This is a genomic window from Paenibacillus polymyxa, assembly GCF_018614975.1.
In the GTDB taxonomy this organism is placed as follows: domain Bacteria; phylum Bacillota; class Bacilli; order Paenibacillales; family Paenibacillaceae; genus Paenibacillus; species Paenibacillus polymyxa_E.
This window is the reverse complement of record NZ_JAGGNR010000014.1, coordinates 43,988-69,549: the sequence shown is the minus strand read 5'-3', so window position 1 is coordinate 69,549 and position 25,562 is coordinate 43,988. Positions and strand designations below refer to the sequence as shown.

Here is a 25,562-nt window from a genome sequence, read left to right as displayed (position 1 = left end):
AACATGTCACACGCGACATTGCATCGTTATGTTTACACCTATGAATCAGGGCCTGGATAATATGAGGGACAAAGGGCAAAAAAGACGTGACCGCATGCGGTCACGTCTTTATACGTATGTGAGAAAGTCGAACAATCCACGAATCCGGTTATCGAATCAAATGAAGGCAGAATTCCAGATCGGATTGAAGATGCTCTTTCATCAGTCGTTCGGCAGTTTGCCCGTCATGCCTGCGTTGTATGAAAACGCTGCTCGTAGATCTCGTTTACCCGCTTTAAAACAGCAGGGCCTTGCTCTGTGAAACGAAGCGCTGTCGCTTTATTTTTCACCAGAAATGTACCGGATTCATGTCTGGTGGGTGATAAAGCCGCACTGTAGAGCAATGAAGCACCATGACTTGGATGAGGAAAGAACCATCTCATAATAGGTTTGATATAGAAGGGCAGGCCGGATGTTTTGTTGCCCCTTAGCGTATTATTTCCACCGGGATCTACGCTTAGTAATTGTATGCCATCCGCACTGGTAGACTTGGCAACCTCACGTGTCCATAGAGATAGACCGAGCTTCGAGGTGGCATAAGGACCAAACAGCTTTTTGAATTCGGCTGGACGTTCCAGGATGTTCATATCAAATTGTCTGACCATATTGAACGAGGTGGTGGAAGTATTAATAACTGTTTTCATCTGTCCTTTAAGCAATAGCTCAACGAGTTCCATGTAGATGATGTAAGGGACTACCGTCTGAAGTTCAAAGTGTAGTTCATGCCCCTGATCAGAGAAACGAAGCTCTGAAGCGCTGCCACCCGCATTGTTAAACAAAACATCAATTGAATCAGTACCGGATTTAATCTGATCCAGTGCAGTCCTCAGACTGTCGTAGTTGGTCAGATTGGCCTGAACCCAACGAAGCTTGCCTGAACGTAAGGCGTTCTGAATATCGGTATCCTCGGATGGGAAAGCAGAGCGGTTGAGACCGATTACCTGCCATCCTTCAGCCAGTAACTTGCGTGTCAGTTCAAGACCAATGCCTGATGTTGAACCTGTGATGAGAGCGGTGCGAAGCTGATTTTGGTTATTCATATATACCTCCAGATAGAATGGGATTACAGAACGAATCTGTATGCTGCGCTCATTCTATAACTTGGAGTCGACTCCAAGTCAAGGGGTGCTGGGATTGAAAGGATCATGCTTGACTTGGAGTCAGCTCTAAGTTGTAATATGGAGAGAAATGAATGTGGAGGAGGCCCATATGATGAGCGACAATTTAATGTTCTCCATTAAAGAAACGTCAGAACAGGCCGGATTATCAGAAGATACAATTCGTTATTATGAGAAGATTGGGCTGCTTCCCCGGGCGGAACGCAAGGCCAATCGCCATCGGGTATATCGCTCGGAGGATATCCATACGATGAAGTTGATCACTTGCCTGAAAAAAACAGGAATGTCTCTGGAGGAAATGAAGCCTTATTTACAAATGTCCATGGATTCCGATCTCGCAGATTTCCCGGATGAACGGGAGATGCTGGTGAATCACCGGAAGAAAGTTGAAGCACAGATTGCTTCGCTACAACAAGTCGTTGATTTTATCGATGAGAAGTTGGAGAAACGAAGTATGTATCCTGATGAATGTCCTATTACCGGGGAGAACCAGATGTCTGTTTTTGAAAAACAGAACATATTCATTTGATGGCAGTGCTGCCGATTTGAATCTGAAAACCCACGTCATGATGACGCGGGTCTTTTTGCTGTTTCTAGCATTTAATATCGAGTGTGTGACGAAGTCGTTTGATATCGCTTTTGGGAGGGAGACCATACATGCGGGCATACTCCCGGCTGAATTGAGACGGGCTTTCATAGCCAACCTGGAACGCAGCGTCGGCGGCATCGGTTGAACCTGCAAGCAGCATTCGCCGGGCTTCATGCAATCGAATTTGTTTCTGAAATTGCAAAGGGCTCATGGCGGTAATGGCTTTGAAATGATGGTGTAATGAGGAAGAACTCATGTTGATCATGGCAGCTAGTTGTTCAATCCGAAGTGGCTTAGCGTAATCGGATTGGATGACTTCGATCACCTCGGCGATGTGCTGTGCATGACTGTCCTGAATAGCAAACTGCTTGATGGAATGTCCATGTTCATCCTGGATAATACGATATAGAATTTCGCGGATAAACATAGGGGCAAGGACGGGAATGTCTTCAGGTGTATCCAGTAGCCGAACCAATCGGATCACGGCTTCAAGAAGGGAAGGTGTGGTTGAGCTAACAAACAATCCTCTTCGTGTTGAATGGTCAGGTTTGGGTTGTGCAGAAGGCGTATCCTGAATCAGATCGAAAATCTGTCCTGAATCAAAATCGAGTCGAATACATAGATAGGGATGTTCGGTTGTCGCCTGTACAACCTGCCCTGAAATAGGCAAGTTTACGGAAGCCACCAAATATTGTGACAAGTCGTAGGTGTAGCTCTCGCGGCCGAGTATAACTAATTTGGAACCTTGGGCGACAATGCAAAGGGCAGGCTGATGAACGGAATATATGGGTTGTGAGATCTCGGAGGCGCGGATTAAAGCAAGCGATGGAATTGCTGTTGGATGTATCCCGTCATTTGGGGTGAAATGCTCAATAAGTTGCGCCAATTGTTGCTGCTGCTCCGTGATGCCCGTATCCGTTTCATTTGTTTTGATAAGCATGAATTGCAGCCTCCTTGTAAACCGCTATTACTATTATTTTAAAACGCGCTGGAGGAATAGGCAAGAATATTGCGGGATTTTTCTATCGTACAACGACTGATCCTCTGCATAATAGAGATAAGCAACGGAATCTTTTGAAGCAGAGAGGAGCGAGAAACAATGGAGCGTAATTCAATGGGCGACCAACAAGAACCCAAACACCCGTATGTGGGGATGTGGGCCACGAAGGATGGATATATCAGACACGAACTTCTTCCTTGCGGTAGATATGATGAAGCGAGAGGAGATCGGCAAAGTGCATATCAGGGTCGCTATATTGTTCATGGGAAACATATAGAGTATGTGGATGATACGGGATTTACAGCTGATGGAGACTTCAGGGACGGCGTTTTGTATCATGCAGGCATGGTTTTGTATAGAGAAAATGTACAATAACAACCGAATAAGGAGCGATTTAATATGTCCAATGTAAAAGGGAAAGTTGTTGTGATTACCGGTGCGAGTAGTGGAATTGGTGAGTCAACAGCTCGATTGCTTGCACAGCATGGAGCACATGTAGTTATTGGAGCTAGACGTATGGAACGTTTGGAGGCATTGGCCTCCTCCATTCGTTTGGAAGGCGGATCGGTGGCGTATCATTCGCTGGATGTTACCAGATTGGAAGAGATGCAAACGATCGTTGACCTCGCTCAAACTCGCTATGGACGTATCGATGTTATTTTAAATAACGCTGGAGTCATGCCGCTATCTCCCCTTGAAGCGTTAAAGGTAGACGAGTGGAATCGCATGATCGATGTTAACATTCGTGGTGTTCTGCATGGCATTGCGGCTGGACTACCCGTCATGAAAAAGCAGGGTTTCGGCCAGTTTATTAATGTCGCCTCTATTGGAGCCTATGCCGTGTCACCAACGGCAGCGGTGTATTGTGCAACCAAATACGCGGTCCGCGCCATCTCGGAGGGGTTGCGACAGGAAGTAGGCGGAGATATCCGTGTAACCCTTGTATCACCAGGCGTGACAGAATCGGAACTCGCGGATACGATTTCTGATGAAGAAGCACGTGATCTCATGAAAGAGTATCGGCGCATATCCATTCCCGCCTCGGCGATTGCACAAAGTATCTTGTTCGCCATTAGCCAACCGGCGGAGGTGGACGTAAATGAGATTGTAGTGAGACCGACGGCAAGCTTGGCTTAAGGTCAGATCCTCTTTTGGTATATAATAGGTTCAATTGATACGAAAAGAGGAATAGTGCAGTGACCCTACAACAACTAAAATATGTGATCGAAGTTGCCACGCGCGGTTCCATGAATGAAGCAGCCAAAAGGTTGTTTATCTCGCAACCCAGCCTTTCGAATGCTATTCGGGATCTGGAGCAGGAGTTGCGAATTACTATTTTTGAACGTACCAATAAGGGAATATCTCTGTCTAAAGAAGGAGTTGAGTTTCTGAGTTATGCACGTCAGGTGGTTGAACAAGCTGAATTGCTGGAGAATCGTTATCTGAACGCCAAGCCATCCCCGCAGCACTTCTCTGTATCGACGCAGCATTATGCGTTTGCGGTGAATGCCTTTGTTCGTCTGGTACAGCAGTATGGTCAGGATGAATACGAGTTGGCGCTTCGGGAGACAAAGACCTACGAGATTATTCAGGACGTGAAAAGCCTGCGCAGTGAAATTGGCATCCTGTATTTGAATGAGTTCAATGCCAAGGTGATTAACAAATTGTTAAAAGATGCGGGATTGGTTTTCACGAGTTTGTTCACAGCCAAGCCCCATATCTTTATCAGTGTGAAGAACCCGCTGGCGAAGCAGGAGTCGGTTGCAATCGAGCAACTGCAGGACTATCCGTACTTGTCATTTGATCAGGGAGAGTACAATTCTTTTCATTTTTCCGAAGAGATCCTGAGTACGTTATCTCACCCCAAAAGCATACAGGTCAATGATCGCGCAACATTGTTTAACCTATTGATTGGTCTGAATGGGTATACAATCTCTACGGGCGTACTTAGCGCCGATCTGAACGGAAACGAGATCATTCCTGTACCGCTGGAATGTGAGGAATCCATTAATGTAGGTTGGATAAGCCACAAGAGTACTTCTCTCTCTAATCTGGGTGTAGCATATGTCCAGGCTCTGCATGAGGCCATAGGGTCTTAGTGGTGTTGAATGGTTCATCAAAAGGCCGTTTCCGAATGATCGGAACGGTTTTTTTTGTTGTACTACGATCTTTCAAGTATAGGGTGGTATGTTGTCATCCCGTGTAATAGAATGAAGGTATATGTCGACTGGGTGTAAGAGATTGAAGGGAGAACGGTTAGTGAGAGTTCTGTATCGGAATAAAAGTGAACAGCATGAGCTGACGGTATATGATACCAAAAAGCTATATGGAGAGAAGGGCCAGTTTCGTGTATTAGAATTCTCCAACGCAGCTGTGCAGGGAGCCATGGATTTGGATGAGCCTAACCGGATGGTGTTGGAGTATCCAAGAGCGATGGTGCATCTAATGGAACGGAATGATCCTGAGTTTAATACCGTATTTGTGGTGGGACATGGTATTGGCACATTGCCAACCTACTTGTCTGATCGTCAGGTAAAGGTGGCTGAGCTGGACGCAGAGGTCGTGGAGTTGAGCCAGACCTTTTTTGGATATGAGGGAAATCCTGTGCTCATTGGGGATGGTCGTGAATTATTAGGCCAGGAACCCGCTGCGACATATGATTATATTATTATTGATGCCTTTACCGCAACGGGTACACCCGAGCAGTTTATATCCAGTGATTTTTTTGCCATGGTCAAGGACAAGCTGGACTCGGACGGAGCTGTGATCCTTAATGTGTTCGGGCGTGCGGGCAACGATCGGCTTGTCAATGCGATCTATACGACACTTCAGGCACAGTTTGCTTATACACGTGCATTCGCATTACCTACAGAAACAGCGGATGAAGTTCAAAATCGCATTTTAATGGGTAGTCATCACCCGATCGGATTTCAGGTTCGTCAGATGGCAGGGTTTGTTGAACAAGAGCCAGAAGAAGGATATATCATTGTCGATTAGGGCGATCCTGAACAGTGATTCTTCCAGGGAAAGTAAAATGTCATTAAATCGTCAATCTTACGATGTAATTGTTAAGATTTCTCAACCTCTTTATTTGATCTTAACAACTTTCGTATAAGATAGAAGGAATATGCCTTTTTCATGAAAATCCGGGGGAAGTAAACGATGATTGCACAGATCAAGAGATCTAGATTACGAAGAAAAATAAAAAACATCAAGAAGATCAGCCTTACGGCTCTACTCGGCGGGTTGGTCACTATTTCAGTTATAATGACATTGACCATCATGGTCATCTCATCTTATACATCTCAGAAACAGTCACTCATTGATAACACTCTGTCGCTAAACTATGCAAGCGCTGTGCAAATGAGCCAAACTCTGGATTCGCTTTTTTATTCCATGCAGGAGAGCTTGAAATATGCAGCCACATATTTCCCGGATATGGATCACTCCAATACAAATGAATTGAATTCCACATTGGATTTGGTTCGAAGCAGCAGTAATTTTTTCAATTCTGTTGCTTTGGTAGATAAAGCGGGAGTAGTCAGGTCTACCTCACCTTACTCACAGGCTAGCGTAGGTCACCGTGTTAGTTCCAATGCAGCAAAAGAAGCAGTTAAATTGAGGGCTTCGTATATCTCCGAAGCGTACCAGACATCCAGGACCAAACGCAGAATTGTATTTGTCAGTGAACCGATCTTTGATTCGGCAGGGGAGTATCAAGGAACAATCGGTGGAAATATCTTTTTGCAGGAAAATAATATATTGAGTCTGTCTTTTGGCAGTCAGCTCAAGACAAGTAATGGTTCCTACTTTTTTATTGTGGATAAGAAGGGTACTTTGTTATTTCACCCAAATACCAACCGAATTGGTGAAAATATCAGTGAAAATGAAGTGGTGCAAAAGCTGCTAGTAAACGAGAACGGTAAAGAACGATACAAAAACCTGGCAGGTGTGGATTCACTTGCAGGTTATTACAAAGTTCCATCAACAGATTGGGGCGTCGTCATCGTGTCTCCAACCCAAACGGTGAACGACCAGTTGAATCATCATATCCGTATGTTGTTGCTGTACACTTCAGTGCCTTTCCTGATCCTGACCCTTATTGTGGTTCGGGTTGCCCGCAAGCTGGCCAGTCCTTTTGTTATGCTGGCTGACTTGGTGAATCAGGTCGATAAGGGACAAGTGGATCTACCGGTGATGAAACCTCACTGGAATAGAGAGGCAGACCTTCTAACAAGAGCAGTTGTTGGAGCATTGGTGAACTTTAGGAAACAGACAAACCAGCTTGTCTCTGATGCCAGGACCGATGTTTTAACAGGTATGAACAATCGCAGAACCTTCGAAGAAGTCATCCAGGCATGGATTCAGGATGAAGCGCCATTTTCTATTATTGTGCTGGATATTGACCGCTTCAAGTCCATTAATGACACATTCGGGCATCATGCTGGGGATGAAGTATTGAAACACATTGCCAATATCATTCAATTGTCTGTTCGACCAGAAGATGTCTGCGCCCGGTTTGGTGGAGAGGAATTTGTAGTCTTGTTAAGAAATTCCGAGTCTATCGTGGCTTTTGAGCTTGCTGAACGTATTCGAATAACAGTCGAAGAAAGCATATTGCCTATAGATCGTTCCGTCACCATCTCGGCTGGGATTGCTGAATATCCGAAGCACTCCACAACATCCACAGAACTGTTTCACTTGGCCGATAATGCATTGTATCAAGCGAAGGAAGACGGGCGTAACCGTACGGTTACGATCCAGACGGTTATTAAATAAGTAAGTAAAGAAGCTGTTCCCTAAGAACCAGGGACAGCTTCTTTTGTGTTTTATACCTCTTGTGAGGATCTGGCCAGAACCTCATTCGTATACGTTTCTCCCCAATCTCGCATGCTGAAGATGATCGGCCGTAACGTTTCACCAAAAGGTGTGAGGGAATACTCCACTTTAGGTGGGATCTGGGGGTATATTTCACGATGCACAATTCCGCTGCTTTCCAACTCTCGAAGTTGCAGGGTGAGCATACGCTGGGTGATGTCAGGAAACAATTTTCGAATCTCGTTAAATCTCAAAGGACCTGAGAATAAATGATACAAAATGGCACCTTTCCATTTGCCTCCGATCACACTGAGGGTAACTTCCACGGAACAGCCGTATGGCGCGGGACATAGCTTGGTTGCGTCCTTATTCATTATAGTACACCTCCACTTTACGGTGATTTTCTATGGTATCTATTTGGGTGGTTACATTACATAAAGTACGTATAGTTCATGAAAGAGCATATCACTTATTAGGCAGATTATAAACCCTAACTCTAGCGAAGGCAGATGCGATGATGTCTATAAGATAAAAAAAAGCCCCGGTTTCAGGCTCTTCTCTGGATGTATAAAATATGATGATGAGCGTATATGCGCTACTTCAGTGACGATAGAATGGAGTCATATAGAACCATCGTTGCAATATTATCCTTGGCGCTGGAATGAGGGACCGTCTGATTCTGGCAACACGCGATGAAGTGCACCATTTCACCAACAAACCCGCGTAGATAAAGATCGCGATAAGCTCCGGACATGGGAGATCCATGTTTCCCATCCTTCACGGTTGTGCCTGTAACTCGTATTGCTTCTCCGAATAAGTAACGCATCAGATCGACCATATGAAGGGGAGTAAGCTTTTCCGTTGCTGCCAAATCGCAGCAGAGCTGCTTCAGAGCGTTCCATACTTCGTGTGGCGATGGCCTGGATCTGCGCTCCGGCTTCGATAACAGAAGGGTAAATATTCGTGGATGCATGAAACCCGGCACCGATAAAGCACAGATTTGATCCTTTTCAAAGTAGATCTCTCCTTCATTTTTGCATTTGTATGGATGGATTATTTGTTTAATGTTACGATAGGGTGTTTGAAGTTGATAAAAAAGGACATATGTCCTATGCTTGAATGAATAAAAAAGAAGTTGCATTTTTATTTTGGAGCATGTATACTCTGAATTACGGTAAAACAAGGAATTGCTTCACCGGAACACTTTTCATCGATGGATGAAGAGATACATATTATGCGGTCGTGGCGGAATTGGCAGACGCGCACGGTTCAGGTCCGTGTGGGCTAACCCCCCGTGGAGGTTCGAGTCCTCTCGACCGCATCTAACCAAAGAAAGGTTCGTGAGTTGCTCTAGGCAATTCACGAACCTTTTTTTATTTTTTGGATCATTTGTGCGAATCTGGCATGCAGCAGCTGGCATTCTAATGTTGCCGCTGGCGCAGAATGACGGCCGTGATGATCCCGGCAATGGCTCCTGCAATACCAAATAGCGTAACACTGGCAACCACTTCAACCGACTGGAGACGAAACAAAAAAGCGATACCGCTGCCAAAGGTGGTTCCGGCCAGAAATCCGAGCGAAATTCCTAATTCTTTTGTTAATTTCATTGCTTCACCTACTTGGAAATGTGAGATATGGATTTGCAAATATAGGGTACAGGAAGTAAAGTGTGATCAGGAAAATCATCACATTTTATTTCCTTTTTTATCTTGTGGGTTTAACCCGTTAATTATGCATGATATCTCATATGGGAGGGTAAGATCGAATGAATATGAACGAACGAATTGCAGCATGGAATGAGGAAGCACAGCAGTGTGCTTGCGGTCATCAACACCGAGTGGTGGATATGCTGATACATCTGGAAGCTGGGGCCATTCAAAGGTTACCGGGTTATTTGTCTGAGCAAGGATATCGTCAGGTGACGGTTGTTTATGATCGACATACGTTTCGGGCCGCTGGATCTGATGTGCTGAGTAGTATTCGCGAAGCGGGAATGCATGTGGATGAGATCGCTCTACCGGAGAATCGGACGGGGGATATCATTGCGGATGAAGCAGCTATTGTACAGGTCATGTTGGGTGTGAGACAGGAAAGTCAGGCTGTAATTGCGGTGGGTTCAGGTACCATTCATGATCTGGTGAGATTTGTTTGTTCCAAAATGAACAAGCCCTTTTTGTCGATACCGACAGCAGCTTCAGTGGATGGGTTTACCTCTGCGGGTGCACCCTTAATTGTAAGCGGCGTCAAACAAACATTTCAGGCTGTTCCGCCGGAGGCTATCTTTGCCGATCTGGATATTCTGGAGCAAGCCCCCCAGGTGATGACAGCTGCCGGATTCGGAGATATGCTTGGTAAATATACTTCACTTGCAGACTGGATTGTTTCTCGTGAACTTGGCGGAGAACCGTTCTGTCCAGTTGCTTATCGGATGACAGAAGAAGCGCTGAATACCTGCATAGATCATGTACAAGCTATTGCGGAGGGGCGAGCAGAGGGAGTAGCTGTATTAATGGACGCATTAATTGTTTCCGGTATCTCCATGCTGATCATTGACCATTCCCGTCCGGCATCCGGAGGTGAGCATCATCTGTCCCACATCTTGGAGATGGGTCTGATGCAAGCGGGAGAAAGACCGGTTCTGCATGGTGCCAAAGTTGGCGTAACATGTGCATTGCTTACGGTGAAATATAAAGAACTTGCACAGACATCGGGTGAACCTGTGTTTGGAATATATGACCAATTGCCGGAGGCTTCTCAACTCATCGCATGGTTGGAGCAAGTAGGTGGACCTGTGACTACTGAGCAACTCGGTGTAACCCCGGAGATGGTGGAACATGCATTCAACACAGCGCATACGCTTCGTCCTCGATATACCGGATTGAGATATATCAATGAAGTATTAAACACGAGGTGAGGGTGTACTTTGAGGAAGTTTGGTCTTCAAGATTGCATAAACTTAGCTTGTAGAGCACTATAAACGCGTTGGTTGGGACTAAAAGGCGGAGAAGGGGCATCTACCTGACATTACTGATGGAAGAGCCAGGAGGCTGCTTCAAGATCGGGAGAGAAGGGGATATAGTTTCATTTAGAAAAGGCTCTGGCCTCCCTATGGGGAGATCAGAGCCTTTTGGCTGTTCGCTTATTTAGTTGTTACGACGATCTTTCAAGATGACATCTGCGAACAAAATAGTTTTCGGGATACGGAAAAATTGCTCCGCTTGTTCCTGAAACGCAGCAGAAGGCAGTGTTCCCTGATGCAGCCATTTGCGGAAAGTGCCGGGATGAACCCCGATCCAGTGGCTGACATCTGTCACCGACAAATCATGGACCATACACAAGCCTGTCAAAATACGGTTACTAACCGGAGAACGGGTCACCGTACGCTTCATGAAGCGAGATGACTCGGGTTGACATATGACAGGGCTATTACGCACAACTTCTTCATTGAAGAGAATATGACGCGGGTAGCCGAGTAATTGGCAAGTCTTGTCCAAATTGGTACTGCCGGGTATCCGTCCTTCATATACCCACGCACTGACACTGCGTGAAGAGATGGAGAGGTCTTCAGCAAGCTGGGACAACTTGATATCATTGGCCATCAGCACGGCAAGAAGAACACGATTGCGGATTTGACAGCGTGTCGGTTTTCGGAATCGTTTAACACGGACGCCTTTTCCCAAGTATTTACGGTTGATCAGAGACCACGCCTGGATGGAATGTTGTTCTGGTTGATTAGGCATATTTCCTCCGATTTTTTTAACCAAATACTACAATAAACAACGGGGTACTTTCAAGTGCCTGGTTTACCGGTTACAAATGCGTCAATGCGTCAATTCACGATAAAGAGGGAACTACGAACTAGACCATGCGCCAATTCACATCCTAGTATATTCCTAGATTACAATGTTTCACTAAAAATGAGGGAGAAAATTGAACAGGAATAAAAATAAAATAGTTCTAATTGCTTATTATTAGGTCTAAAGAACTTTTATCTGTTTTTGTTGATATGATGCGGTTTATTTCCCTGAATTCCCCAAAATAATGTGATTTTCGTTCCCTTGTTGCGAAAAGGATGTGCACAAATCTGAAATGATAAATCCGCATGTTCAGCATGACATGTGACCTGTCAAATCTCTTACTTTTACATATATTGTATGATACTCATGTGTAAGGGAGAGGTGAGGAACGTGCATCTATCTGTGAATACCTTTGCTGTCATCTCGGGAGCATTTGTTACGTTTGCTTTTGGCGGATGGGATCAATTGCTGAGCCTGCTCGCGGTTGCGATGGCTGTGGATTATATAACAGGTTTGGCAGCGGCGGTAAGAACAGGAACCGGGTTGAATAGCAACATTGGATTCTGGGGAATTGCTCGCAAAGGGCTCATGCTGACCGTTGTTTTGCTTGCCCACCGAATTGATCTGATCATGGGAACTGATTTTATCAAAGGCGGAGCTATTTATTTCTATCTAGTGAATGAACTCATTTCGATTACCGAGAATTATGCCAAAATCGGTCTTCCATTGCCTGCAAAGCTCAGACAGGCCATTGCAGTGTTGAAGAAACAGGAAGATCAGGAAGATCAGGAGTATCTGATGAATCGTGAATGGTCCAAACCGCAGCAAACCCCGGACAACATCAAGCAGCAGGCGGAAACAGGACAAACTCTACAGGATGAATCCGCGAAACAGACGGAGGATGGATCTCAAAAGAAATCCGAATCGAAAGAAAACGGTTCGGATTAGTTTTTCTTATCAAGAGAACGTTTCCAAGTATCCTTTCGTAATAGAGAACGTTATGATATATTTTGGATACATGAAAATTCATTCATTCCTACTATTATATTAAACGAGGTGCTTGCCCAGATGATAAAACATATTGTCCTGTTCAAAATGAAAGATCGCTCAGCAGAAAGTATTGAAGCTGCAGCCCAGGTGCTTCGCAATCTGGAAGGTAAAATTGATGTCCTGGTTTCACTTGAAATCGGGATTGATGTGCTTCGCTCGGAGAGATCGTTCGACATTTCACTCACGGCGGAGTTTGCGTCACTGGAGGATCTCCAGGCGTATCAGGTACACCCGCTTCATCAGGAAGTTATCAAGTACATGAACGAAGTCAGAGAACAGTCAATTGCAGTGGACTACGAAATCTGATCTGTCATTCAAACTACGTTGAGATAAAGGGGACTCTGCATGAGCGATTTAAGAGACGTTATGGAATTTCTATATATTTTTGTTGTGTTTCTAATCGCTTGTCCTGTGATGATATTCTGGCTTAAGCGAAGAGGGAAACGGAACCGATAACTCACTGAACGGGAAGTGAACGAATGTATTATGTGAACAGAGAACAGATTGCCCGCCGGCTTGCTGCTGTACCGGAAGTAGCTGAAGGGCTTCGCGTGGCAGCAGAAGCTTGGGATGGCAGTCTCATGCTGGGGATGGTACAGGAACGTTGTCTTCACCTGGCGATCGAGATTGTTACCGATGTGGGAAGTTATCTGATAGACGGCTTCATCATGAGAGATGCGAGCAGTTATGATGATATTATTCAGATTAATTATGAAGAAAAGGTTTTTGATAATCCAACCTATGAGATATTGCGTCAGCTTGTCACGTTACGCAAGCCACTGGTGCAGGATTATTACAGTTGGGAGCGGTCTGAGCTCCATCCGCTTAGCGTAGAGTTGCCGAGTATACTTGAACATTTTACTACTCAGGTTAGTGCCTACGTGGAAACAGAACTTGGTCCTTTCAATACGGCACAGGCCGAGGGACAGCGTAAGGAATGAGGGAAATCGTATGTCAAATGAATCAAAAGAATTCAATGAAGTAAATACTGAAAGTAACGAAACGAATGACACACCTTCCGGATTCCATCCGGTGTATATGGTTGAACTCTTGTTCCGGGAACGTCCAGAGGTGGATCGCCTGCGTTTGCAGGAAGCTATGATTCGTCATACTGGACAAGTCCGACTGGATGTGAAACAAGAGAGCGGAGGGCAAAAGCATGAGATGCTCGTCTTCTATCATCTGGACCATAAGGTTTCCTTTCAGGAAGGGGATATCCCTGCTCAGACTTGTATGCTTCCTGTGAATGAAATCGCGGATCGTGCACGTTTTGGTGGTGCTCTGCAACAAGCATGGCATTGGCCGGAAGTGGGACAGGTTGTAGAAGCTTCGCGGTACTCCATCCGGATACATGATATGTTCACGGCTGCCATGCCTCGAAAACAGCGCTTGGAGCTGTTTCAGAAGACTGTGCTGGCAATCATGGAAAGTGTGACCTGTGATGCGCTGTATTGGTATGGCAGTGATAAGCTGGTTGAACCTGAAGCATATACGCAAGCTCAGGAACGTGAGGAACATCTGTATGCAGCCATGAACGTTCGAATGTATCAAGCCGGAGGTACAGAGGAACAGCGCGGGTTGGTCATGGATACCGTGGGATTATCTGCGCTGGGTGTACCTGATGTCCAGTGTCACTTCGTCGGTCTTGATCCGGATACGGTGGCTCAGACCTTACTGGGTGCAGCGTATTACATATTTGATCAGGGAGATGTTCTGCAAGATGGACAGACGCTGGGTTCTTCAGGTGGACGTCGCTGGCGTTGTGAGCATCAGGCGGCATTGATTGCACCTGGACGATATGTTATTGATTTGGACCCGGGGGATGAGCATGCCGCCGCTGATCTCGAGCCGGCTCGTCAGAACTGAATTTAAGCCAAGTCATTTGCATCCATTCAAAAAGGGGTTCGGATTATTTTTAACATCTGGAGTGTCAAGTCAAGCCTGTGCTGCTTATAATGTATCAACAGAGTAGGCATTCGCCCGGATGGCTGAGCGACAGAGCGTTGCTTCTGATCCGGTACTTCAACAATAGTAAAGGGAGAGATGTGACGTGAAGGATTCTAACAAAAGTTTGTTGTGGGGAGCTCTTATTGGCTCCGTGGTTGGTTCAGTAACGGCATTATTGCTGGCGCCGAAATCGGGACGTGAACTTCGTCAGGATATTACAGAAGGTGCTCGTCAGGTATCGGAGAAAGGTCAGGAACTGGCTGGTATCGTGGGAGAACAAAGTTCACAGATCGTATCCAAAGTTAAAGAGACCGCAGATGTCGTGATTCAGGATGTTCAATCCTGGCGCAATTGCGCTGAAGGGAAAGAGATTCGTATATCGGCAGCCATTGTTGATAAGGATATCGATAAAGCAGTGGATGAACCCGGAATTGACATCGTAGCGAAGTTTCCTGCGGATGAGTCCAAGGACGACAACTAAGCAAAGCTTGGGATAAGCAGGCTGTCCTCTAATTAGAGGACAGCCTGCTTTGTTGCGTGTCCACACATAGATGACGTAGCGAGCGGATTTAATTTGAACCCTGCGATGAAATCGGGTAAGATGTAGGTACCTTTTTGCCGGAATATTCATACGGTAGGAAGAAAGCTCTGAGAAACAATCGTTTTGAGAACCAATTCAATGAAGAAGGAAGCGGTGTGTTCGTGCAGCAAGCAATCGCTATATTAGACTCCGGTGTGGGGGGATTGACCGTCGCCAAGGAAGTGATGCGTCAGCTCCCGCGGGAAAAGATCATTTATTTTGGGGATACTGCCCGGACACCGTACGGACCCCGTTCGTCCGAACAAGTAAAACAATTTACGGAACAAATCGTTGATTTCTTGATCCAATTCGATCCGAAGGTTATCGTTATCGCCTGTAACACAGCAACAGCAGCCGCGTTGGAGTATATCCGTGGCAAGGTGAATATGCCTGTCATTGGTGTTATACATCCGGGTGCGCGGGCCGCAATCACAGCGACACGTACAGGACGTATTGGTGTGATTGGTACCACGGGTACCATAGGTAGTGGGGCGTATACATCGGCACTCAAGCAGTTGTCCCCCTATATTGATGTGGTCAGTCAGGCTTGTCCGGCGCTGGTGCCGTTGGTGGAACAAGGTGAATTTCGTTCCGAGCACACGACACATACGGTGGAACAATCATTGGGGGAGATCAAACAACAGCCAATAGATTGTCTTATTCTGGGTTGTACGCATTATCCCTTTCTCATGGACACGATTCAGGAAGTTATGGGACAGGAAGTGAAGTTAATCAGTTCAGCAGATGAAACGGCACGTGAGATCAGTACGATTTTATATGATAAACGAAAGCTGGCCAGTGGGGATGAGACTCCGGTGCATCAATTTTTCTGCACGGGTGACCCGCGAATGTTCCAGAATATCACCCGTCGATGGTTGGGGGAGCAGATCTCCAAGACGCCTGTTGTCTGGCAGGTTACGCAATTATCATAGTTATACTCAAAATATGCATGAATAAGACTTTTAATTAATGTATTTTGGTTGTGGACTATCCCGGAACTGTGAAGTTTCGGGATTTTTTGTCGTCATTATGAATTAACAGGAGATAAACATGATTCATGTCACATGACGGACAACCCGACCTGCATACATATGTTACAGACACGAGATTGGTCAGAACTGGACAGGAGACCTGTCTTTTCCTGTGGAAAGGAGAGAAACATGGATCTGCAGTGGATTATCGTTCAACGTGGAGATACGTTGCCGCGAATTGCGTCAACACACCATATGACCAAAGAGTTACTTGCTGCACTGAACCCGGAAGTGGCTTCCCAGCCATACTTGCTGGCAGGTCAGATGCTGCGTATTGTCACCGGGACAGGTCGCAGATACGCTGTACCGCCTGGAGAAAGTGTAGGGGAGATTGCAGGGAGATTTGGTCTGGACGAAGAGGTGTTGCGCCAGGCCAATCCCGAAATTACCAATATAACCGACTGGGTTGGTCGCTGTATTCATATTCCGGCTTCGAATGGAAAAACTATTGTAAAGATTCAGGGAGAGTATGGTTATCGAGAATTAATGAGGGATATAGACAAGCTGGAGAATCAATATCCGTTTATCGAGATGGGGTCCATTGGAACAAGTGTCATGGGGAAGTCGCTGCCTTATTTGCGTATTGGGCAAGGGGCGAGACATATCCATGTTAACGCTTCCGTTCATGCTAATGAGTGGTTGACAACAGCAGTTCTGATGAAGTTTATCGAAGAGTATGCTGAGGCGTATAGTGCGCATAGGACATGGCATCAATACCAGACAGAACGCTGGATGCAAGAGACGACACTCTGGGCTGTGCCGATGGTTAATCCGGACGGGGTCGAACTGGTTCAGGAAGGTGTAGTCAATCAGCATCCACATGCACAGCAGTTGTTGGCCTGGAATGCCGGCAGATCACATTTCACCCACTGGAAGGCCAACATCAGAGGGGTGGATCTGAATGATCAATTTCCAGCCCATTGGGATGAAGAGGCAGCGAGAAGAGGTGTGACCTCGCCTGGTCCCCGGGATTATGCGGGGACAGCGCCATTGACAGAACCGGAGGCACTGGCGCTTGCGCAGTGGACGCGGCAACACACATTTGATGCGGTTGTATCCCTGCATAGTCAGGGACAGGAGATCTATTGGAACTACCGTGATCTGGAACCTAGAGAGAGTGGACCGCTGTCGCGTAGACTCGCCAAAGCTTCCGGCTACAAGGCGGTGAAGCTCGGTGGCAGTGATGCCGGATACAAGGACTGGTTTATTCAAGATTTCGGTAGACCGGGCTTCACGGTAGAAGTTGGATTGGGTGTTAATCCGCTTCCCGTAGAACAGTTTGATGATATCTGTATCGAAGTGGGAATGTTGCTGGCTGAACTGTTATCCAATGGACAATGAGGCAAGACCCAAAATGATGAAGGTGTGAAACTTAACAGTAGATCATTCGTATAACAGGAACGGACGCTATGAGCGACGTTCCGTTTTTATTATTTTTTTATAATGACAGTCTACATCATTCGTTCTGAATGGTTCTTGAAGGGGTAATGATGGATGTGCCGTTTCGGCGATATATATAATGTTACGGAGGGATTCAAATGAAGTGGAGAAGACTGCTGTCGTTCAAACGATGGACACAAGTTTTCAAAAGGCTCCCCCGGCTGCTCCGGGCTCCGCAGATTCCTTTGGGAGAAAAGCTGCTGTTTATTATTCCAGCGCTGCTGTACTGGGTACTTCCTGACGTGATGCCGTTTATGCCCATCGATGATATCGGGGTCACTTTGATTCTGATGAACTGGTTTGTGAGCCGGGCAGAACGTAAATATCCTGTGCTTCAGGAGGGGGCACCTTCTTAATTTGCGGCCCCAGGGGATCATTTTAACATTGAATTCGCATCAATGTTATTGCGAAGAGCGGTAACTTTCTTTACAATAGATGCTGTAGTTTAAGATGCTGAAATTGTTGAAACCTGCAATTACAATATAGGAGATGAAGAGAATGAACTGCAAAATTACGCGTAATGCTGCTAAAGTATTGAAGCTTGAATTGGACAAGCCGGAGAATGAAGGAAAAAAACTGCGCGTTGTCATCACACATGCACATGGTGACCATGCTCACTACGGGCTTGATCTCGACACACCAAAAGAAAATGATACGGTTGTATCTACCGATAAAGAGATTGATGTCATTCTCGCGAATGATCAGCCTTTGTTGAACGGTGTTAAAATTGATTACCTCTACTTCCCGGAAGAGGGATTTGTTATTACGAATCCGTCCCAAGGTAATCACGGCGACCACTAAGGGTGCGAAGAAGGGGAACTCATGGCTAACGATATCCGCGTATGCGAAAAGTGTAATCATGTCCGACTGAAATCGATTGTGCCCAAGTTGCAAAAAATGGCTCCAGACACGGAGATCAAGATTGGGTGCAAATCCTATTGCGGTCCTTGCGCGAAACGTGCATTTGTCTTTATTAATGGTCGGTATATCAGTGCGCCGACAGAAGAAGAAGTGCTCGCTAAAGTCGCAAAGTTCGTGAAGTAACAGGATATAACAAGGTGGACGGACGAAAACCGTCCACACACCGGAAGGGAGGGGCTACGTGCCTCTCCTTTCTTTGCGTTTGGGTAGCAGTGAAAGGATGTGTTACTCCATAGCACCTTTGACCATTTCAGTAATTTGGAAGGTATCTTCTCGAATTTCAATGGCGATGACGGTATTATCCTTTTTCAGAAAATGTACATGCCCCAGCCGTTCTTCCTCTAATTCCACCCAGCCTGTATCCGCTAACTTTTGAAAATAATCCATTGGTGGGTAGAGTCCTTGCTCACCTCCAATATGTTTCAGCTCATACTTAGCGCCTTTTTTAAAGTTGGGATCATCGGAATAGGCTAAGCCTTCAATAAGTTTTGCATTGGTTGGGACGGGGATGTCGGGGTTAATGTATGAGCCGGTATATCCTTCTATCTCATATGCGGCAGGAGTGCAGGCTTGTAACCAAATGAGCAAAGGCAACAGGCAGAGAGTCAATACTATTTTCTTCAAATGATTTCCTCCTGATTCGGCATGATTATCTAATAAACGTAGCGAAATCAACTAAAGTTACGATAAAAACACAAAAGAAGAATAAGGAAGGCTTGTGTTATCCATCCTAAAGGGGTAACAGGAACATGATAATCCCAAGGAGGAATACTCATGCCGAAGCGTTATGATTCCAGTTTGCAAGCCGATACCACCGTATCTCAGGCGCAAAATGCGGTGAACAAGCTTCATTATGCTGTATCTCAGGCCATGTCTCATCCGACGGCACAGACCATTGTACAGGCGGAACGTCGTCTGGCACACACGGAGCAGGCGATGCGACAAGCAGAGCTTTCACTCGGAGGGCAAGGTGTTGAGTTGGCAGAGGAAATGTTCATCGAGGAGAAGAGAAGATTGAATTCAATCCAGAGTCAGCACGGTCAAGGGAATTTATAATGTTCCTGTCACACCAGAACCCGCAGGGCAGTAATGCTTTGCGGGTTCTTCATGTCTTTTGCAACGACTCTCGATCCATGGATCTACTCCGACAGTATGTCGAATGGTCGCTTAAAATTCTGTGAGAAGGTTAATAGAACAAGAGCAGGTAAAATTCCATACGGGAGGTACAGAATGACAAAACATATTACAGATTGTACGATTCTGAACAACGGAGTAACGATGCCATGGCTAGGATTTGGAACATATAAAGCAAAAGGTAAGGAAGTACAACAGGCGGTTGAGACCGCTTTGGAGGTTGGATATCGCAGTATTGATACCGCGTCCATCTATGGCAATGAAGAAGAAGTGGGACAAGCTATTGCAAGCAGTGGTGTTGCCCGTAACGAACTGTTTGTGACGACCAAGCTCTGGAATGAGGATCAGGGATTTGATTCAACGTTGAGAGCATTTGAAGCCAGTCAGAAAGCACTTGGACTGAATGTGATTGATCTTTATTTAATTCACTGGCCTGGCAGAGACCAGTACAAGGAGACGTGGAGAGCATTCGAGCGTCTATATAGCGAAGGAAGTATTCGTGCGATTGGTGTGAGTAATTTTCAAGTACATCATCTGCAAGATATCATAGATGAGGGCGGAACGGTGCCTGCGGTAAATCAGGTAGAGCTGCATCCGGGTCTGATCCAGCAGGAACTTCAGGATTTCTGCGGGGCGCAGGGAATTCAACTGGAGGCTTGGAGCCCGATCATGAAAGGCAAGCTGAACCAAGAGTCCACCCTCAAAGCACTGGCCCAGAAATATGGGAAAACGCCAGCACAGATCATTCTGCGCTGGGATATTCAGAATCAGATTGTGACGATTCCGAAGTCGGTTACCCCGGAGCGTATTCGTGAGAATGCGGACATCTTTGACTTTGAATTGACACCGGATGAGTTGAGACAGATTGATGCAATGGATTCAGATAAGCGGACGGGCCCACATCCAGATCAACTGTTCTGGGATTGAGTGGGTGGCGCTAATTGAATATAATTGTTTGATGAACTACTGGTGGTTGTTCCGGTTACGGAATCGTTCTTTCGTGAGGTTAAGATGTAAGGATAATCGGTCATGCTAAGACACTACGTGTGCAGAACAATCTTTCCATTGCCGTTATCCCCGGATTTTTTTGAAAGTCCCTGTATCATGGGAGAAATCCGGGGATAAATGCGAGCGCTCCGCTTCTCCAGCTTTGTTCTGCCCACTTCGTTATCGTGAAAATTATAAATATATCTTTAGGTTTGGTGGGTAATTAAAAAGCATATAAAAAAGTAGCAGGATCCAAGGGTATCCCTGGATCCTGCTACTTTTTTTGTGAATTGGCTTAATTTTTTTTCGGGACTTCGCAGCCGTCATCTGTGCAGATGCCACTGCCGTCTGTTTCTGTTGTGTTGGATTCAATCATGGTCAATGGGGAACGATCGTCCCATGCTTTTTGAATGGCATCCAGGAACACCTCGTCCGGCTGTGCGCCAGATACGGCGAACTTGCGGTCGAATACGAAGAACGGCACACCGCGGATGCCGAGTTGCTCGCCTTCCGCTTGGTCAGCGCGGACATTGTCGGTGAATTGATCACTGGACAGCACTGCCGTAGCTGCATCTCGATCCAAGCCGACTTCCTCTGCTAACTGAGCCAACACTTCAGGGTCGCCGGAGTGTTTACCTTCAATAAACACAGCTTGGAATATCCGTTCACTTAGTTCAAGGGCTTTACCTTGTGTATCTGCCCAGTGTGTCAAGCGGTGAGCTGAGAAGGAGTTCGTAGGGATCATGGCATCGATATTGTATTCCAGTCCTGCCGTACGAGCATTGGCATTCATCTGGGCATTCATACCTTTGGCCTGTTCCACGCTCATATTATATTTGGCAGCCAGATATTCCGAATTGGTTTTGCCTGGGTTCAATGCAGCGTTTGGATCAAGCTCGAAGCTTTTGAATTGCAGCTTCACTTCATTACGGTGTGGGAATTGTTCCAGTACATTCTCCAGGCGGCGTTTGCCGATATAACAGAAAGGGCACAGAAAATCAGACCATATCTCAATATTCATTATGTTAAACCTCCATTATCCTTTTAGTTGAAACTAATGTAGTTACAATTATAAAGCCACTTTCTATAATTCGCAAGGAGATTACTTTTTATCCCGATATGCCTTGGACCAATGATAAGGCTGGATCTCATCCAGTCTTTTGAAGACCAGTTGACCAGAAGGATCGTATACGGCAGCCTTGACTTCTTCACCCCAGTAAAATAATCGTTCCTGACATACACCGCAAGGTGTAAGGACCTTGAATTCTGAATGCTCATCATCACGAGCGATACAGAGGGAGTGGGTAACGCGCTCGTTCAATTTGTGGGCTTCCAGATAAGCTCCTGTTTCCATACACAGATGCGTGGCATCGTTGATGACCTCTGGAGCTACACTAATCAGCAGGGAACCAGCTTCGGTATAGGCGGCACCCGCACCGCCCCATCCCTGAGGATAACGTTGCTTCACAAATTTTGCGGCTGCATCGAACAATTTCTGTTCAATATTGAGTGGTTCGGTGTGTGATGTCATGTAATGCAAGTTCCCCTCTTTATCTTCAAATTCAATTCATTTTGTGTATTTGTTTAGCTTGTCATTTCGATATTGCTCATTGCGATGTTGCTGATGAACTGTCTTCCTCTCGAAAGCGCTGAATCAAATCATAGGTAATCACCGTATCCGAGACATGCAATCGCTTGGCTGCTTCATCATGACCAGGACGGCAGGCGTTAATATCTGTTTTGTCACGAGTTGACAGGTCATAACAAACGCCATTCTCGTAGATATAATCATCCGATGGAATATAGAATACAGAACCATCCGAAAATGCGCCATTACGCAGTACAATCGTACGTGCAGACCCGTCATATACGTCGTTACCCATATGATAATAGGACTGGTCGGATACGCCGAGCAGATGCAATACGGATGGCGTGATGTCCAGTTGTCCCGAAGGTTCGTCGATGGTTCCGGCAGCTGCTCCGTCCGGTAAATGCACGAGCAGGGGAACCTCGTTCATGATCTGTGCCATATCGAGTTCGTTCAGCGATCGTCCTAAGAACTGCTCGTATTGCGATTGTTCCTTAATCGAGTTGTCGTGGTCTCCGTAGAACATAAAAATGGTATTTTCCCATAATCCCCGATTTTTCAGGTCCTCGACCATCTTGCCGAGTGCCGAATCCACGTAATGAACGGATTGCAGATAGTTACCAAGCATGGTTCCCTCGAATTCGCCTACATTCAGCTGCTGTTTCTCTTTAGGCAGGGGATATGGGTGGTGACTGGTAAGAGTGATTAGGAAGGAATAGAACGGTGCGGTCACCTCACTACTCATTTTCTCAACGGATTGCCGGAAAAAGGATTCATCAGACAGGGACCAGCCAAGCGGGTCATCCTGTGCAAAATCATTTTTACTATAAAACTTGTCGTACTTCATATTCTGATACATCGTATACCGATTCCAGAAGCCACTCTCATAAGCGTGAAATACGTTGGTGTTATACCCGTTATCCTTCAGGATGGAAGGAAGGGAATCATACGTATGGTCTGCATATCGTACAAAGGCTGATCCAACCGGAAGTGGATGCAAGGAAATGTTTGCGCCAAAATCGGCATCTGACGTTCTGCCCTGACCTGTCTGGTGGTAAAAGTGACTGTAATACTGACTTTCCTTCATCAGTTCGTTGAAATGGGGTGTGATCTCCTGACCGCCAATGCTCTTGCCAATCATGAAGTTCATAAAAGCCTCACCCTGAACAACAATCACATTGCTGTCTTTATATTTGCCAAACAAGGCATCATTCTGCGTGGCAGTTCCTTGCCTTTCAGCGAAAAACGCTTTTGCTTGCTCAACATCAGCGGGATCAGCCTGTGGGCCGGAGCCGATGTGGTCTTTGGCATAGTTGTACAGATCATAACCGTGAAAAGCGAGCAGTCCGGTCACATTATACATGGATACATTCCACCAGTTGTTATCGAACAGGCCTTTGGCCCATGTTTTGCTGTAAAAATAAATCGGGCCGACAGCGAGGCCAAGTCCCAGCACAAGGGCGATGCTGCCAGCCGTGAGACGGCGGCGCAACCGTGCCTTGCCATCGTTATACGTATAACTCCCGTAACCAGTAACAGATGTACTGGAGTGCCTCGAACGAAAACGTCTGCTGAACAGTACGATCGCTGCGAACGGAATGACGACAAGCCAGTCGGCAAAGAACCAGAGATCACTTGTGTAGATCAGTGTAGCGATGCTGTCACCCAGTGCGTCAACTTGTCTGGCCTGCAACAATACCGGGATGGTCAAGAAATCCTGAAAATAGCGATAATACACCATATCGGCGTAGATTAGTCCCGTAAGCAGCAAATTAAGCACAGCGAGAGAGACGATCATGCCTCTACGGGGCAGCCACCAGGTCCAGAAGGACAGGAGCAGTAAAGATCCAATGGCAATGACTTTATCCAGAAGTCCCATCGTAATATTGTAGGCGTGAAGATTGTGATGGAGCCACATGAGTTTGAGCAGCATGAACACAAGAAAAATAAGATATAACGTTAGTGGATGATTCAGAAGCCCGCGTGGCATAGAGCTGCGCGTAGGCCGAGTGACAACCATATGTATGTCCCCCTTGCTTTTGTGGTTTTGTAATCGGAATGTAAAATAGGGCTCCATCCATTATAGCGTGGCCTCATGGGTTTTCAACTATGCGTCTGGTAGAATCAAATTATGTCCAAGGAAAGCCGATGAAGGCGAATTCATATGACCAGATAAGCACACTAAAAAAAGCGCCCCAGCCATGGATGGCAGGAGCACTTTGTATTGGCATTGATTATGAGGATTGTGGTGCTTTATTTCGCGGGGGCAGTGGGCCCAAATACTGATAGTACTGGGTTTCAATTCTTCCGTTGAACAGTTTACGACGTTTGTCTGCCTTGTGGCCGAAATACTCCTCGAAAGCTTTGGTTGACGTGATTGCAAAAAAGGACCATGTCGGCATGTCGAGGTAACTGCGCCCTAATGTGCGGAGCAGCTTCTGGACTTCTTTTTCTTCACTCAAACGTTCACCATATGGGGGATTGGTAATGATAACACCATATTCACCCTGTGGTCTTGCGCGATGAGCGGGCAGAACGCTGACTTCAATATCTTTGGCGAAGCCGGCACTTTTGATCGCAGCCTGAGCGACCTCAATGGCTTCGGGATCGATATCGCTGCCTGAAATCTGTAACGGGACATCGTCTCGCACAGCATCGAATGCTTCTTCGCGTGCCTGTTCCCACAATTCTTCGGGAATGACAGCCCAGTCCTCTGAGTTGAAGGTCCGACGAAGTCCTGGTGCAATGTTCCAGCCGATCATAGCGGCTTCGATCAGCATTGTGCCTGATCCGCAGCATGGGTCATAGAATGGACGGGATACATTCCAGCGGCTGAGCTGAATAAGAGCGGCAGCAAGTGTTTCTTTGAGTGGTGCTTCGGTGACGAGTTTACGATAACCCCGTTTATGCAGACCTGGTCCCGTTGTATCTAAAGTAAGCAGGGCGCGATCGTTCAGCAGAATGACCTCAATCACATAGCGAGACCCATCCTCTGGGAACCACTCTGTGTCATAAGTCAGCTTCAGTTTCTCTACGATTGCTTTTTTCACGATTCCTTGTGATGCAGGCACACTGCTTAACTGGGATTTTTGAGAACGACCCTCTACAGGGAATTCGCCGTCGGCTGGAATCCACTCTTCCCAAGGCAGTGCTTTGGTGCCTTCAAACAATTCGTCGAAAGTCGTGGCAGGGAATTCACCCATTTTAACCAATACACGATCCGAACTTCTCAGCCACAGATTACACCGGCATATATCAATATAATCTCCTGTAAAGAAAACCCGGCCATTGTCGATCGTAACATCTTCATACCCCAGTTGCTTCAGTTCCCGGGCAACAACAGCCTCGAGTCCCATCGCCGAGGTTGCAATCAATTGCAATTGAGCCATGTGATTCATTTCAACTCCATTTCAAGCTGGAGAAGGAATATCCTTCTCTCTGCTGTATAGTGACGGCGCGGCCTTGCCGCTTTCCGTGAAAAAACTTACAATGAGAAATGCGGTGAACGTATGCACTCCTCTTT

At 46.2% G+C, this 25,562-nt stretch carries 28 protein-coding genes, 1 tRNA gene and 2 pseudogenes; 20 read left to right on the top strand and 11 right to left on the bottom strand.

Going from position 1 to position 25,562, the window contains the following annotated elements; genetic code table 11:
- Positions 1-224 precede the first annotated feature (224 nt).
- Positions 225-1,079, bottom strand: a complete 855-nt coding sequence (locus tag J7E78_RS13525; RefSeq protein ID WP_215076694.1) for an SDR family NAD(P)-dependent oxidoreductase — start codon at positions 1,077-1,079, stop codon at positions 225-227.
- A gap of 169 nt (positions 1,080-1,248) precedes the next feature.
- Here J7E78_RS13525 and J7E78_RS13520 point away from each other — a divergent pair, with 169 nt between their 5' ends.
- Positions 1,249-1,686, top strand: coding sequence for a MerR family transcriptional regulator (locus J7E78_RS13520; RefSeq protein ID WP_215076693.1), 438 nt, complete (start codon positions 1,249-1,251; stop codon positions 1,684-1,686).
- Between the two features lie 64 nt (positions 1,687-1,750).
- Here J7E78_RS13520 and J7E78_RS13515 read toward each other — a convergent pair whose 3' ends face one another.
- The gene (locus J7E78_RS13515) at positions 1,751-2,686 is read right to left on the bottom strand and encodes an AraC family transcriptional regulator (RefSeq protein ID WP_215076691.1); all 936 of its coding nucleotides are present in this window, start codon (positions 2,684-2,686) and stop codon (positions 1,751-1,753) included.
- A 159-nt stretch (positions 2,687-2,845) separates the two neighbouring features.
- On the opposite strand from J7E78_RS13515, the gene J7E78_RS13510 reads away from it, so the two are divergent.
- From J7E78_RS13510 to J7E78_RS13490, 5 genes are all read left to right on the top strand, one after another.
- Positions 2,846-3,121 (top strand): Atu4866 domain-containing protein, encoded by a 276-nt coding sequence (locus J7E78_RS13510; protein WP_215076690.1) that lies wholly within the window; start codon positions 2,846-2,848, stop codon positions 3,119-3,121.
- Positions 3,122-3,145: 24 nt separating this feature from the next.
- Complete coding sequence (locus J7E78_RS13505) at positions 3,146-3,883, top strand: SDR family oxidoreductase (protein WP_215076689.1); 738 nt, start codon at positions 3,146-3,148, stop codon at positions 3,881-3,883.
- 59 nt (positions 3,884-3,942) lie between these two features.
- Entirely contained in the window at positions 3,943-4,845 is a 903-nt protein-coding gene (locus J7E78_RS13500) for a LysR family transcriptional regulator (protein WP_076209057.1), read from the top strand.
- Between the two features lie 160 nt (positions 4,846-5,005).
- Positions 5,006-5,743: a spermidine synthase gene (locus J7E78_RS13495; protein ID WP_215076687.1), complete on the top strand. Its 738-nt coding sequence runs from the start codon at positions 5,006-5,008 to the stop codon at positions 5,741-5,743.
- Between the two features lie 165 nt (positions 5,744-5,908).
- The gene (locus J7E78_RS13490) at positions 5,909-7,525 is read left to right on the top strand and encodes a sensor domain-containing diguanylate cyclase (RefSeq protein WP_215076686.1); all 1,617 of its coding nucleotides are present in this window, start codon (positions 5,909-5,911) and stop codon (positions 7,523-7,525) included.
- 50 nt (positions 7,526-7,575) lie between these two features.
- Here the strand turns inward: J7E78_RS13490 and J7E78_RS13485 are convergent, their stop codons facing one another.
- Positions 7,576-7,938, bottom strand: coding sequence for a winged helix-turn-helix transcriptional regulator (locus tag J7E78_RS13485; RefSeq protein ID WP_215076684.1), 363 nt, complete (start codon positions 7,936-7,938; stop codon positions 7,576-7,578).
- 221 nt (positions 7,939-8,159) lie between these two features.
- Positions 8,160-8,562, bottom strand: a pseudogene (locus J7E78_RS13480) (hypothetical protein).
- Positions 8,563-8,800: 238 nt separating this feature from the next.
- Here J7E78_RS13480 and J7E78_RS13475 point away from each other — a divergent pair.
- Positions 8,801-8,885, top strand: a tRNA-Leu gene (locus J7E78_RS13475).
- Positions 8,886-8,985: 100 nt separating this feature from the next.
- Here the strand turns inward: J7E78_RS13475 and J7E78_RS13470 are convergent.
- Positions 8,986-9,171 (bottom strand): hypothetical protein, encoded by a 186-nt coding sequence (locus tag J7E78_RS13470; protein ID WP_036609735.1) that lies wholly within the window; start codon positions 9,169-9,171, stop codon positions 8,986-8,988.
- Between the two features lie 158 nt (positions 9,172-9,329).
- Between J7E78_RS13470 and J7E78_RS13465 the strand changes: the two genes are divergently transcribed.
- Positions 9,330-10,478, top strand: a complete 1,149-nt coding sequence (locus tag J7E78_RS13465) for a sn-glycerol-1-phosphate dehydrogenase (RefSeq protein WP_215076682.1) — start codon at positions 9,330-9,332, stop codon at positions 10,476-10,478.
- Positions 10,479-10,707: 229 nt separating this feature from the next.
- Here the strand turns inward: J7E78_RS13465 and J7E78_RS13460 are convergent, their stop codons facing one another.
- The gene (locus J7E78_RS13460) at positions 10,708-11,304 is read right to left on the bottom strand and encodes a helix-turn-helix domain-containing protein (RefSeq protein ID WP_017689431.1); all 597 of its coding nucleotides are present in this window, start codon (positions 11,302-11,304) and stop codon (positions 10,708-10,710) included.
- Between the two features lie 447 nt (positions 11,305-11,751).
- Here J7E78_RS13460 and J7E78_RS13455 point away from each other — a divergent pair.
- The 10 genes and pseudogenes from J7E78_RS13455 to J7E78_RS13410 form a co-directional block, all read left to right on the top strand.
- Positions 11,752-12,141 (top strand): annotated as a pseudogene (locus J7E78_RS13455) (phage holin family protein); the annotation flags it as partial.
- 288 nt (positions 12,142-12,429) lie between these two features.
- Positions 12,430-12,717, top strand: a complete 288-nt coding sequence (locus J7E78_RS13450; protein ID WP_017689429.1) for a Dabb family protein — start codon at positions 12,430-12,432, stop codon at positions 12,715-12,717.
- 173 nt (positions 12,718-12,890) lie between these two features.
- Entirely contained in the window at positions 12,891-13,352 is a 462-nt protein-coding gene (locus J7E78_RS13445; RefSeq protein ID WP_215076678.1) for a DUF86 domain-containing protein, read from the top strand.
- A 10-nt stretch (positions 13,353-13,362) separates the two neighbouring features.
- The gene (locus tag J7E78_RS13440; RefSeq protein ID WP_215076677.1) at positions 13,363-14,277 is read left to right on the top strand and encodes a DUF4261 domain-containing protein; all 915 of its coding nucleotides are present in this window, start codon (positions 13,363-13,365) and stop codon (positions 14,275-14,277) included.
- A 184-nt stretch (positions 14,278-14,461) separates the two neighbouring features.
- Positions 14,462-14,839 carry a YtxH domain-containing protein gene (locus tag J7E78_RS13435; protein WP_215076675.1) on the top strand — a complete coding sequence of 126 codons (378 nt, stop codon included), beginning with the start codon at positions 14,462-14,464 and terminating at the stop codon, positions 14,837-14,839.
- 221 nt (positions 14,840-15,060) lie between these two features.
- Positions 15,061-15,870, top strand: a complete 810-nt coding sequence (racE, locus tag J7E78_RS13430; RefSeq protein WP_076249991.1) for a glutamate racemase — start codon at positions 15,061-15,063, stop codon at positions 15,868-15,870.
- 228 nt (positions 15,871-16,098) lie between these two features.
- Complete coding sequence (locus J7E78_RS13425; RefSeq protein ID WP_397330567.1) at positions 16,099-17,310, top strand: M14 family zinc carboxypeptidase; 1,212 nt, start codon at positions 16,099-16,101, stop codon at positions 17,308-17,310.
- Between the two features lie 197 nt (positions 17,311-17,507).
- The gene (locus J7E78_RS13420; protein WP_017689423.1) at positions 17,508-17,765 is read left to right on the top strand and encodes a hypothetical protein; all 258 of its coding nucleotides are present in this window, start codon (positions 17,508-17,510) and stop codon (positions 17,763-17,765) included.
- Positions 17,766-17,907: 142 nt separating this feature from the next.
- Entirely contained in the window at positions 17,908-18,210 is a 303-nt protein-coding gene (locus tag J7E78_RS13415) for a heme biosynthesis protein HemY (protein ID WP_036670085.1), read from the top strand.
- A gap of 21 nt (positions 18,211-18,231) precedes the next feature.
- The gene (locus J7E78_RS13410; RefSeq protein WP_017689421.1) at positions 18,232-18,453 is read left to right on the top strand and encodes a YuzB family protein; all 222 of its coding nucleotides are present in this window, start codon (positions 18,232-18,234) and stop codon (positions 18,451-18,453) included.
- Between the two features lie 102 nt (positions 18,454-18,555).
- Here J7E78_RS13410 and J7E78_RS13405 read toward each other — a convergent pair whose 3' ends face one another.
- Positions 18,556-18,954, bottom strand: a complete 399-nt coding sequence (locus tag J7E78_RS13405; protein WP_215076674.1) for a hypothetical protein — start codon at positions 18,952-18,954, stop codon at positions 18,556-18,558.
- A 150-nt stretch (positions 18,955-19,104) separates the two neighbouring features.
- Between J7E78_RS13405 and J7E78_RS13400 the strand changes: the two genes are divergently transcribed.
- Complete coding sequence (locus J7E78_RS13400) at positions 19,105-19,386, top strand: hypothetical protein (RefSeq protein WP_076209046.1); 282 nt, start codon at positions 19,105-19,107, stop codon at positions 19,384-19,386.
- A 174-nt stretch (positions 19,387-19,560) separates the two neighbouring features.
- Positions 19,561-20,391 carry an aldo/keto reductase gene (locus J7E78_RS13395; RefSeq protein WP_215076673.1) on the top strand — a complete coding sequence of 277 codons (831 nt, stop codon included), beginning with the start codon at positions 19,561-19,563 and terminating at the stop codon, positions 20,389-20,391.
- Between the two features lie 355 nt (positions 20,392-20,746).
- Here the strand turns inward: J7E78_RS13395 and J7E78_RS13390 are convergent, their stop codons facing one another.
- The 4 genes from J7E78_RS13390 to J7E78_RS13375 form a co-directional block, all read right to left on the bottom strand.
- Positions 20,747-21,472, bottom strand: a complete 726-nt coding sequence (locus tag J7E78_RS13390) for a DsbA family oxidoreductase (RefSeq protein ID WP_215076671.1) — start codon at positions 21,470-21,472, stop codon at positions 20,747-20,749.
- An 81-nt stretch (positions 21,473-21,553) separates the two neighbouring features.
- Positions 21,554-21,982, bottom strand: coding sequence for a cytidine deaminase (locus tag J7E78_RS13385; RefSeq protein ID WP_215076669.1), 429 nt, complete (start codon positions 21,980-21,982; stop codon positions 21,554-21,556).
- Between the two features lie 76 nt (positions 21,983-22,058).
- Complete coding sequence (locus J7E78_RS13380) at positions 22,059-24,059, bottom strand: LTA synthase family protein (RefSeq protein WP_215076668.1); 2,001 nt, start codon at positions 24,057-24,059, stop codon at positions 22,059-22,061.
- A 214-nt stretch (positions 24,060-24,273) separates the two neighbouring features.
- A complete protein-coding gene (locus J7E78_RS13375; RefSeq protein ID WP_215077102.1) occupies positions 24,274-25,428 on the bottom strand; it encodes a THUMP domain-containing class I SAM-dependent RNA methyltransferase in 1,155 nt (384 codons plus the stop codon).
- Between the last annotated feature and the right edge of the window lie 134 nt (positions 25,429-25,562).

What these genes read in the sequence shown, in the direction of transcription:
- J7E78_RS13520 (WP_215076693.1), top strand. Translation starts at nt 1,249, where the DNA reads ATGATGAGCGACAATTTAATGTTCTCCATTAAAGAAACGTCAGAACAG.
- J7E78_RS13460 (WP_017689431.1), bottom strand. Translation starts at nt 11,304, where the DNA reads ATGCCTAATCAACCAGAACAACATTCCATCCAGGCGTGGTCTCTGATC.
- J7E78_RS13465 (WP_215076682.1), top strand. Translation starts at nt 9,330, where the DNA reads ATGAATATGAACGAACGAATTGCAGCATGGAATGAGGAAGCACAGCAG.
- J7E78_RS13375 (WP_215077102.1), bottom strand. Translation starts at nt 25,428, where the DNA reads ATGGCTCAATTGCAATTGATTGCAACCTCGGCGATGGGACTCGAGGCT.
- J7E78_RS13410 (WP_017689421.1), top strand. Translation starts at nt 18,232, where the DNA reads ATGGCTAACGATATCCGCGTATGCGAAAAGTGTAATCATGTCCGACTG.
- J7E78_RS13385 (WP_215076669.1), bottom strand. Translation starts at nt 21,982, where the DNA reads ATGACATCACACACCGAACCACTCAATATTGAACAGAAATTGTTCGAT.
- J7E78_RS13485 (WP_215076684.1), bottom strand. Translation starts at nt 7,938, where the DNA reads ATGAATAAGGACGCAACCAAGCTATGTCCCGCGCCATACGGCTGTTCC.
- J7E78_RS13425 (WP_397330567.1), top strand. Translation starts at nt 16,099, where the DNA reads ATGGATCTGCAGTGGATTATCGTTCAACGTGGAGATACGTTGCCGCGA.
- J7E78_RS13380 (WP_215076668.1), bottom strand. Translation starts at nt 24,059, where the DNA reads ATGGTTGTCACTCGGCCTACGCGCAGCTCTATGCCACGCGGGCTTCTG.
- J7E78_RS13450 (WP_017689429.1), top strand. Translation starts at nt 12,430, where the DNA reads ATGATAAAACATATTGTCCTGTTCAAAATGAAAGATCGCTCAGCAGAA.
- J7E78_RS13420 (WP_017689423.1), top strand. Translation starts at nt 17,508, where the DNA reads ATGAAGTGGAGAAGACTGCTGTCGTTCAAACGATGGACACAAGTTTTC.
- J7E78_RS13490 (WP_215076686.1), top strand. Translation starts at nt 5,909, where the DNA reads ATGATTGCACAGATCAAGAGATCTAGATTACGAAGAAAAATAAAAAAC.
- J7E78_RS13515 (WP_215076691.1), bottom strand. Translation starts at nt 2,686, where the DNA reads ATGCTTATCAAAACAAATGAAACGGATACGGGCATCACGGAGCAGCAG.
- J7E78_RS13525 (WP_215076694.1), bottom strand. Translation starts at nt 1,079, where the DNA reads ATGAATAACCAAAATCAGCTTCGCACCGCTCTCATCACAGGTTCAACA.
- J7E78_RS13505 (WP_215076689.1), top strand. Translation starts at nt 3,146, where the DNA reads ATGTCCAATGTAAAAGGGAAAGTTGTTGTGATTACCGGTGCGAGTAGT.
- J7E78_RS13470 (WP_036609735.1), bottom strand. Translation starts at nt 9,171, where the DNA reads ATGAAATTAACAAAAGAATTAGGAATTTCGCTCGGATTTCTGGCCGGA.
- J7E78_RS13400 (WP_076209046.1), top strand. Translation starts at nt 19,105, where the DNA reads ATGCCGAAGCGTTATGATTCCAGTTTGCAAGCCGATACCACCGTATCT.
- J7E78_RS13510 (WP_215076690.1), top strand. Translation starts at nt 2,846, where the DNA reads ATGGAGCGTAATTCAATGGGCGACCAACAAGAACCCAAACACCCGTAT.
- J7E78_RS13440 (WP_215076677.1), top strand. Translation starts at nt 13,363, where the DNA reads ATGTCAAATGAATCAAAAGAATTCAATGAAGTAAATACTGAAAGTAAC.
- J7E78_RS13390 (WP_215076671.1), bottom strand. Translation starts at nt 21,472, where the DNA reads ATGAATATTGAGATATGGTCTGATTTTCTGTGCCCTTTCTGTTATATC.
- J7E78_RS13395 (WP_215076673.1), top strand. Translation starts at nt 19,561, where the DNA reads ATGACAAAACATATTACAGATTGTACGATTCTGAACAACGGAGTAACG.
- J7E78_RS13445 (WP_215076678.1), top strand. Translation starts at nt 12,891, where the DNA reads ATGTATTATGTGAACAGAGAACAGATTGCCCGCCGGCTTGCTGCTGTA.
- J7E78_RS13415 (WP_036670085.1), top strand. Translation starts at nt 17,908, where the DNA reads ATGAACTGCAAAATTACGCGTAATGCTGCTAAAGTATTGAAGCTTGAA.